The following is a 6537-nucleotide window of genomic DNA, read 5'->3' on the forward strand; positions in this document are numbered from 1 at the left end:
CGGACATCCTCCCGCCGCCGGCCCTCGCCCGGGAGTTGGTGGGCCGCGTCGAGCCGATGACCCTGTACCCCTTCAGCCAGGGCGAGCTCGAAGGGCACCGCGAGGGCTTCATCGAGGCGCTCTTCGCGCCGACGCCCTTGCCGCGGGATCTCGGAGAGCCCGTCGCCGACGCAGCCGCTCGCGTGCTCGCCGGCGGCTACCCGGAACCCTTGCGGCGCAATGACGCCGGCCGCCGCGAGGCCTGGTACGAGGCCTACCTTACCACCATCCTGCAGCGCGATCTGCGCGAGGTCGGCGACGCCGATCGCCTCGCCGCGCTGCCGCGCCTGCTCGCCATGGCCGCAGCGCGCAGCGCCAGCCTGCTCAACATCTCCGAGCTCTCGCGCAGTCTCGCGATACCGCGCAGCACGCTCGACCGCTACCTCGCGCTCCTCGAAGCGGCCTGCCTGCTGCGGCGGCTGCCCGCCTGGTCGGGCAATCTCGGCAAGCGGCTGACCCGCGCGCCCAAGCTGATGCTCGAAGATTCCGGGCTCGCCGCCCACTTGCTCGGACTCGGCAGCAATGGACTCGATCCCGACCGCTTCGGCCCCTTGCTCGAAGCCTTCGTGGCGAGGGAGTTGGTGCGGCAGGCGAGCTGGTCATCCGCGCGCGTGGGGATCCATCACTTTCGCACGACCGCAGGCCTCGAGGTCGACCTGCTGCTCGAAGATCCGCGCGGCCGGCTCGTCGCCATCGAGGTCAAGGCCAGCCAGACGCTGCGCGATCGCGACCTCAAGCCGCTGCGCAGCCTCGGCGACACACTGGGGTCGAAGTTGCTGCGCGGGGTGCTGCTTCATCTCGGCGCGCAGCGTGTGGACTTCGGGCCCAACCTGCACGCGATGCCGCTCGCGGCGCTCTGGCGGCTGGGCCGCGCGGCTCATGATCAGCCCGCGGCCTAGACGCTGCGATCGTGCCGCGTCCGCTTGGTGGGCCCGCCCTCCGGCTCCATGCCAGGCCTCGCATCCCGCGTCCGGCGCTGGCGATTCGCCAACACGAACACCGCCAGCCCGACCAGCACTGAACCCGCCATCACGGGTCTGCTGACGCTCATGACCATGTTCATGGCCATCGGCAGCAGGATCAGATGCAGGCCGATGGCTTCCTCGCTGGATCCGCGAATCAGCCGCCGCGCCCGCGCTGGCCCAGCCGCCGGCGGAGAGCTACCTCGACGAGCAGCTCGCCGGCAAAACCGTGCGCAACCTGCACTCGGTGGGGGACGGCGCCTACTGCGGCGAGACGATCATCTTCTGGGACGCCGAGGTGATCGGACCCTAGCATGGCGCACCTTTGCACTCCGCGAGGCCTCCCGCAGGTAGGCCGGGCGCCCGCCCGGGGTCGGGAGGTTGCAGACCCGTAACAAGAATCTTGCGCCCGGCCGCGCCACCGTGTACCGTCGGAGTTTCTGCCTGGAGGTGACAGGTGGTGGGAAGTCCTTGCAACAAGATCAATTACGAGTTCCACCCGGACGGCTACATCATCGCCACGGCCGCCCGCGGCGTGGAGATCGAAGCCACGGACTTCGCCGCTCTCCTCCAGGCCGCCCGCCTGCGGTACGACTCCCCCTTCGGCTTCCTCTGCAACCGGGTCAACGACTACCTCATCGACTTGGCCGTCTACGAGCTGATCGAGACGAGCGAGGACCTGGTCGCCATGGCCGTCGTTCTCTATGAAGGACAGAGCTTCCCCGCGGCGCGCCTCGAGGCGCAGTACCTGCGCAGGACCGCCTACGCCACCTTCTTCTCCATAGAGAGCGCGCAGCGCTGGCTGCGTGAGCGCCTCGCCGAGCACCTGCCACCGCCCAGCGCTTGACGGCCGCAGCGCCATCCCTACACTGCCCGCATGCGCGTGATCTCCCTCAACGTCGGCCGGCCGCGACCCGCAGCCTGGAAGGGCAAGCTCGTCGAGACGGGCATCTACAAGCAGCCCGTCGCGGGGCGCATCGCCCTGCACGGCAACCAACTCGCCGGGGACGGCCAGGGCGACCGCGCGGTGCACGGCGGCGAGTTCAAGGCCGTCTACGCCTACCCGAGCGAGCACTACCCCTTCTGGCAGACCGAGCTGGGCGGCGCGCCGCTCGCCTGGGGCGCCTTCGGCGAGAACCTCAGCACCGAAGGGCTGCTCGAGAGCGAGGCCATGATCGGCGACGTGTACCGCATCGGTACGGCGCGCCTGCGTGTGACGCAGCCGCGCTTTCCCTGCAGCCGCCTCGCGCTGCGGCATGGGCGCGACGACATCATCGAGCGCTTCCTGCACAGCTTGAGGAGCGGCATCTACTTCGCGGTCGAGGAGGAAGGCGAGCTGGCTGCGGGCGACGAGATCCTGCTCGAGCGCCACGGCACCTCCGGGATCACGGTGCGCGAGGTGGCCGGGCTGGTGGCCGGGCCGCGGGATCCGGAGCTGCTGCGCCGCGCGGTGGCGCTCGCCGAGCTGCCGCCGAGTCTGCACAAGCAGCTCGCCGGCTACCTCGACGAGTCCAGGAAACCCTGACGCGCGAGGGTGGCCAGCAGGTCGGCGCTGATCGCCTCGTTCTCGGCCTTCGTGTACTTGAGCTGCGTGTAGATCTGGGCCAGGTTCTTCACGCCCGAATCGCGCATGCGCGCCGCCAGCTCGGGGAAGCTCTCGTAGCGCTTCCAGCCCTCGGTCTCGCGCTCACGGTAGACGGCGCGGACGCCTGCGTCGTCGGGGTCGGCGTAGCGCTCCTCGTGCACGATGCCGCCGATGGGTAGCCGCGCGCGCGGCGCCGGGTCCTCGTCCGGCCAGCCGACGACCAGCGTCGTGGCCGGGAAGACGCCGGCCGGCAGGTCGAAGAACTCGACCAGCCCCTCCGTGGCGCCCAGCGTGGTCCCCATGTAGCAGATGCCCAGCCCGCGCGACTCGGCGGCGAGGGCCGCGTTCTGCGCGGCGATCAGCGCGTCGGCGAAGCCGACGAGGAAGCTGAGCAGGTTGTCGAAGCCGGGGTCCGCCTCGCTCAGCTCGCACCAGCGCGTCATGCGCCGCCAGTCGACACAGAAGGTCAGCAAGAGCGGCGCCTCGAGCACCATGTCCTGCTCGAAGTGCAGCCGCCACAGCTCGCGCCGCCGCGCCTCCTCGCGCGTGACGATGATCGAGTAGGTCTGCATGTTGCCGCTGCTCGAGGCCCGCGTGGCGGCGTGGAGGATCTCGGCGAGCAGGGCCGGCTCCACGGGCGCGGGGCGGTACTTGCGGATGCTGCGGTGCGCGGCAATCTGGGCGAGGATGTCCACGGCGCCTCCCTTTGGCGAGCGGCAAGACTAGCGCGCCGCGCGCGCTTGGGCTAGGATTTGTGCGCCGAGCGCGCGGCGGCACCCGCCGCGCGACCCCCGCCACAAAGGAGGGCGCCATGCGCTGGAGGGGTCGCCAAGGCAGCGAGAACGTGAGAGACCTGCGCGGCGCTCGCCGCCCTGCAATGATCGGCGGCGGCCTGGGCGGCGTCGGGCTCATCATCCTGCTCGTCTACCTGTTCATGGGCGGCGATCCCACGGCCCTGCTGAACCAGGGCTCCGGCGTGCTGCCCAGCCAGGAGCAGGGCGCGCCCGTGGACGCCAGCTCGGACGAGGGCGCGCAGTTCGTCTCGGTGGTGCTGGCCGACACCGAGGCGGTCTGGGGCGAGCTCTTCGCGCAGAACGGCATGCAGTACGAAGAGCCGCAGCTCGTGCTCTTCACCGATCAGGTGCGCTCGGCCTGCGGTTTCCAGAGCGCGGCGGTGGGGCCCTTCTACTGCCCGGGCGACCGGACGGCCTACATCGACCTCAGCTTCTACGAGTTGCTGCGCCAGCGCTTCGGCGCCGCCGGGGACTTTGCGCAGGCCTACGTGATCGCCCACGAGATCGGCCACCACGTGCAGAACCTGCTCGGCGTCACCGAGCAGGTCGATCAGCAGCGGGGACAGCTCAGCGAGCGCGACGCCAACGAGCTCTCCGTGCGCGTCGAGCTCCAGGCGGACTTCTTCGCCGGCCTTTGGGCGCACCACGCACAGCGGCGTTTCAACATCCTCGAGCCGGGGGACATCGAGGAGGCGCTCAACGCAGCCAACGCGATCGGCGACGACAACATCCAGCGCCGCGCGCAGGGCCGCGTCGTGCCCGACGCCTTCACGCACGGCACGGGCGAGCAGCGCGTGCGCTGGTTCCGCCTCGGCTTCGAGACGGGCGACATCCGCCGCGGCGACACCTTCGCCGCGCCGAACCTCTAGCGCCTTGGGCGCGCCGCCCGCCGTGGTGATTCGCCCCGGCCGCGCGGGCGACCTGGCGGCGATCCTCGCGATCCTCAACCACTACATCCGCGAGACGCACCACAGCTTCGACGTCGAGCCCCACACGCCGGCCTCGCGCGCGGGCTGGTTCGCGGGCTTCGGCGAGCAGGGCCCGCACCGCCTGCTGGTGGTGGAGGATTCTGCCGGCCTCGCCGGCTACGCGTGCAGCACGAGCTTCCGCCCGAAGACCGCCTATGCGCGTTCGGTGGAGACGAGCATCTACCTGCGCCCCGGCGCTGAGGGTCGCGGTCTCGGCGGCCGGCTCTACGCCGCGCTCTTCGCCGAGCTGGAACGCGAGCTTGTGCACCGCGCCTACGCGGTGATCGCCCTGCCCAACCCGGCCTCGATCGCGCTGCACGCGCGCCTGGGCTTCCACTCTGCCGGCGTCCTGCACGAGGTGGGCTTCAAGTTCGGTCGCTACTGGGACGCAGAGATCTTCGAGAAGTCGTTGCTAGGAGCTTGAGCTTCGCGAGGGTTCTACTTGACCAATAGCATTGGGCGAGCCGTGGCGCCTTGCGCCGTCTCGAGGCGATAGAAGTACACGCCCGACGGCGCCGGCTGGCCGGCGCTGTTGCGGCCGTCCCAGCGCAGCTCGTGCCGGCCCGCGGGGACGTGGCGCTGCGCAGACAGGAAGCACACCAGCCGCCCGCTCAGATCGTGGATGCTGAGCGTGATCGCGCTCGCCGAGGCAAGGCTGAAGGGGATCGTTGTGCTCGGGTTGAAGGGGTTGGGGTAGTTCGCCTCGAGCGTGACGCCCGGCGGTGCCGGCGCGCCAACTGCGGTCAGCGTGCATTCAGCGCCGTGGTTGCCCATGAGAACGCCACAGGCGTTGTTCGGGGGCAGGCAGGGTGAGTCTTCGGCGACGCCGAGGGTATCGTAGTTCGGATCGCAGAGGAGAGGGTCTTCGGAGATGTTGCCATTGAGGCCCGTCTGGTCCTCGAGCATGCCGCCATAGTTCCCGCCTTCGTTTCCCCAGACGTCGCAGCAGCTCACGGACACGCCATCCGTGTCGACGATCGAGATCCCATAGGCGAGGTAGTTGTTGGCGATGAGGCAGTTCTCGATGCTGACGACAGTGCCGTAGAGGCAATCGATGGCGGTGCCGAAGTTACCGACAATGGTCAGGCCGCGCAAAGTTGGACTACCGAGTTCATGCACGAGGATCGCGCTGCCCGCGTTGGCGCGGTTGCCCTTGAAGTCGCAGTTCTCCACCAACCCGCCCGAGGGATCGCCAAGCTCATCGTAGTAGAGCGCCCCACCCCAGCGCGTGGCGTAGTTGCCAATGAAAGTGCAATCCTGGAGCGTAAGAGTCGTACCCCGCATCGCGATCGCGCCGCCATCGCGGGCCTCGTTGTTGATGAAGTAGCAGTGGGTTAGAGTGATGGCGGAATCCTCGCACTGCAGTGCTCCACCGGCGACTCCGGCGCTATTGCCTACGAAGTGCACGTTCTCGAAGTATGCAGCTGTGTTGTGAACGACAGCGCCTCCACCGTAGCCGCCCCCTGCGGTATTGGAAAAGACGCAATCCCTAATCTCCGCAGAACCCGGCCAGGTCAGCCCCAATGCGCCACCCGACGAAAGGACGGTGTTGCTCTCGATGATGGAGTTGGTCAGGAGCAACGAGCTGTAGATCGCGCCGATCCCGCCGTAGTAGGAAACCTCGGAGTCGGTGATCACGAGATCATCGAGTGTCGGGCTTGAGTACTCGCAGCGAATGCCTCCCGACGTTAGACGGGTCGAGCCTCCGCCGTGGATGATTCGGAACCCGGACATGCGCGCAGACCGACTCTCCCCAGAAACGAAGAGTGCCCCTCGGCCTTGGTACTCGCAGTCGATTGTCGTGGCCGCGGATCCATCTCGGCCCAGAAGGCAGACGGGTTTGCCTAGGAAGTCGAGATCGCGGTTCCCTGGACCGCTAAAGGTGCCGGGGAAGGCAAGAACCGTATCGCCGGGCGAGGCAGCATCGATGGCCGCTTGGAGTGTGGGGAAAATCCCCTGTCCGCTCGGTTGGACAGTTAGCGTTGCCGCCCGAAGGCAAGGGAAAAAGGCCGGACTGGCCACGAGAAGGCTACAGCACACCAGCACTCTCAAGCGACGCAAGCGGGGGCTCCTTTTCCAGGATGGCAACTCTAAGTGTACACCCACCGTGCAGCTATTTCAAGAAAGGCTGCTGGAGCTGCTTGACATCAGGGGGGGTGGGGGGGGGCACTCTTTGTGCCTCCCGCGCC

At 68.6% G+C, this 6537-nt stretch carries 7 protein-coding genes; 5 read left to right on the forward strand and 2 right to left on the reverse strand.

What is annotated here, in order from left to right; translation table 11 throughout:
* From FJ251_12340 to FJ251_12350, 3 genes are all read left to right on the forward strand, one after another.
* A partial coding sequence (locus FJ251_12340; GenBank protein ID MBM4118500.1) for a DUF4143 domain-containing protein occupies nt 1-938 on the forward strand: 938 nt, incomplete at its 5' end.
* A 520-nt stretch (nt 939-1458) separates the two neighbouring features.
* Nucleotides 1459-1848, forward strand: a complete 390-nt coding sequence (locus FJ251_12345) for a hypothetical protein (GenBank protein ID MBM4118501.1) — start codon at nt 1459-1461, stop codon at nt 1846-1848.
* A 30-nt stretch (nt 1849-1878) separates the two neighbouring features.
* Nucleotides 1879-2526 carry an MOSC domain-containing protein gene (locus FJ251_12350; GenBank protein ID MBM4118502.1) on the forward strand — a complete coding sequence of 216 codons (648 nt, stop codon included), beginning with the start codon at nt 1879-1881 and terminating at the stop codon, nt 2524-2526.
* Here FJ251_12350 and FJ251_12355 read toward each other — a convergent pair.
* Entirely contained in the window at nt 2499-3281 is a 783-nt protein-coding gene (locus FJ251_12355; GenBank protein MBM4118503.1) for an NADPH-dependent oxidoreductase, read from the reverse strand. The genes FJ251_12350 and FJ251_12355 overlap by 28 nt on opposite strands.
* Nucleotides 3282-3397: 116 nt before the next feature.
* On the opposite strand from FJ251_12355, the gene FJ251_12360 reads away from it, so the two are divergent.
* Together FJ251_12360 and FJ251_12365 are read left to right on the forward strand one after the other, a co-directional pair.
* The gene (locus FJ251_12360; protein MBM4118504.1) at nt 3398-4249 is read left to right on the forward strand and encodes a metalloprotease; all 852 of its coding nucleotides are present in this window, start codon (nt 3398-3400) and stop codon (nt 4247-4249) included.
* 22 nt (nt 4250-4271) lie between these two features.
* Nucleotides 4272-4772: an N-acetyltransferase family protein gene (locus FJ251_12365; GenBank protein ID MBM4118505.1), complete on the forward strand. Its 501-nt coding sequence runs from the start codon at nt 4272-4274 to the stop codon at nt 4770-4772.
* A gap of 14 nt (nt 4773-4786) precedes the next feature.
* Here FJ251_12365 and FJ251_12370 read toward each other — a convergent pair whose 3' ends face one another.
* Nucleotides 4787-6082, reverse strand: a complete 1296-nt coding sequence (locus FJ251_12370; GenBank protein ID MBM4118506.1) for a T9SS type A sorting domain-containing protein — start codon at nt 6080-6082, stop codon at nt 4787-4789.
* Nucleotides 6083-6537: the final 455 nt, after the last annotated feature.

This window comes from bacterium, from assembly GCA_016873475.1.
In the GTDB taxonomy this organism is placed as follows: Bacteria; Krumholzibacteriota; Krumholzibacteriia; order JACNKJ01; family JACNKJ01; genus VGXI01.

Coding starts and splice junctions, on each gene's coding strand:
- FJ251_12360 (MBM4118504.1), top strand. CDS start 3,398: ATGCGCTGGAGGGGTCGCCAAGGCAGCGAGAACGTGAGAGACCTGCGC.
- FJ251_12350 (MBM4118502.1), top strand. CDS start 1,879: ATGCGCGTGATCTCCCTCAACGTCGGCCGGCCGCGACCCGCAGCCTGG.
- FJ251_12370 (MBM4118506.1), bottom strand. CDS start 6,082: ATGTCCGGGTTCCGAATCATCCACGGCGGAGGCTCGACCCGTCTAACG.